This window comes from Streptomyces sp. NPDC005181 (assembly GCF_040608395.1).
Taxonomy (GTDB): domain Bacteria; phylum Actinomycetota; class Actinomycetes; order Streptomycetales; family Streptomycetaceae; genus Streptomyces.
Genome location: NZ_JBEXID010000241.1, coordinates 1 through 1,664, shown reverse-complemented (window position 1 = coordinate 1,664; position 1,664 = coordinate 1). Strand labels below are relative to the sequence as shown.

Sequence of the window (1,664 nt, the reverse complement as noted above, 5' to 3'; positions counted from 1 at the left end):
ACACCCCCGCTCCGACAGCCGCTGACCACTCGGTCACCAGCCGTCACCACACACCCGAAACCGTCACACGCTGCGGTCGCACTGAATGTTTGCTCAACATCCTTTGGATCGGACGGCTCAAGTTCGAAGACTACGAAGTCGAGAACATCCGTCCATTGGTCACCTCAAGTCCGATCTTCTCGCCGCTTGTCGCCAAGTTTGGTGAACGCAAAATAGCCAGAGCCATCGGCGCGGCGGAGATCGCTATAGGGTCACTAATAGCAGCGAAATCGATTTCACCCAGAGCGTCGGCGCTCGGTAGTCTGGCGGCGGTCGGCATGTTCGCCACCACTCTCAGTTTCCTGGCCACGACGCCAGCGGCCTGGCAGGAGAAGCGGAGGGAACCAAAGCTCTCTCTCGCGGGCCAGTTCCTGCTGAAAGACATCGTACTTCTCGGGGCATCCCTGGTCACTGCCGCCGAATCACTGCAATCCGCCCAGCGCCCGTAGCGAACGACTCCCGTGTGGGAACGAATAGCTATGGCGTCTGCGGCGGGAGAACCGGGAACAGCGGCAGACCATTGAGGCCCTGAAAGGCCGCGGCCTTCTTCACGCGGGAGTCGATGAAATAGCAGCGCGCTACACGTTTATCGGTGCGGAGAAGGCCACCGAGACTGCCTACGGATACCTTCTGTCGTGGGCGTCAACGTCATGCGGCACCTCTTCACGGACAAGCAGATCACCCACCGGGGGCCGCACTACACCGTAGTGAATGCCCGGATCTACACCCTCCCCGACGAGCCGCCTCCCATCTCTCTGTCGGGCTTCGGTCCCAGGCCGCCGCACTGGCCCGCGATCGACACGTAGTCACTTCGGAAGGCTTCGGCAGGAGCTCAGCAGATAGCCGAAGCGGTGCTGCGGCCGATCCGGGCTCATGTCCTGACTCAGTAACAGGGGAGGCGAGGGCACGCGCCTGTTCAGGTCGAGTGGCGTGGTGCGGCTGCAGTGCCAGCATGAGTGGCCATTGGTCAAGACGCAGACGGTTGCCGAGGAGCCAGCGTGAGACACCACGTCGGATTGGCGATACCCCTGGCGGCTCTGGCGCTGCTGACCGCGTGCGGAGGGACCGCGCGAGACACCCACGCCTGCACCCTGATGGACACGCCCGCCGGATCCGGGTCGAGGTCCACCCTGAACTGGCGAACAGGGTGGCGACGCGACCCTTATGGCCTGCTGGGACGGCGCATGCCAGGAGCGCACGCTGCAGCTGCGAGAGACCTCGTCGGAAGTACCGGCGACGCCAGGGAACCCCGTGATGACCACTGAATCCGCTCCCGCCACCGTCAGTCCGGCAGTGAGGCCCCCCGAACTCCCAAGGTTTCCAACTGGGCCTGGCTTCGGGGTCGTACGTGACCTCCCAGGGAAACCGATACACGTCACGCTGGTATTCAAGAACCAGCGAGGGGCCACCGTGCTCGACCGACAGATCAATATGAAGTTCCCCCGCTGAAGTGGACAGCCTGATACTGGGACGGATCGGTCCCGGAGGAAGCAGTCCAGGTTGAGTGGCAAGAGCAATATGAGTAAGCGTTACACGTCGGAGTTCAAGCGGGACGCGGTGGCACTGGTCCGGTCGTCGGGCCGGAATGTCACCGAGGTCGCCCGGGAACTCGGTGTGAGTGCGGA

2 protein-coding genes and 1 pseudogene are annotated in these 1,664 nt (G+C 63.2%); all 3 read left to right on the top strand.

Annotation, left to right across the window (positions count from 1 at the left end):
* A partial coding sequence (locus ABZV38_RS40345) for a DUF417 family protein (RefSeq protein ID WP_356333933.1) occupies nt 1–488 on the top strand: 488 nt, incomplete at its 5' end.
* A gap of 192 nt (nt 489–680) precedes the next feature.
* Nucleotides 681–812: pseudogene (locus tag ABZV38_RS40340) on the top strand (LLM class F420-dependent oxidoreductase); the annotation flags it as partial.
* A gap of 745 nt (nt 813–1,557) precedes the next feature.
* Nucleotides 1,558–1,664 (top strand): transposase (locus ABZV38_RS40335; RefSeq protein WP_356333935.1); only part of this gene is annotated, 107 nt, incomplete at its 3' end.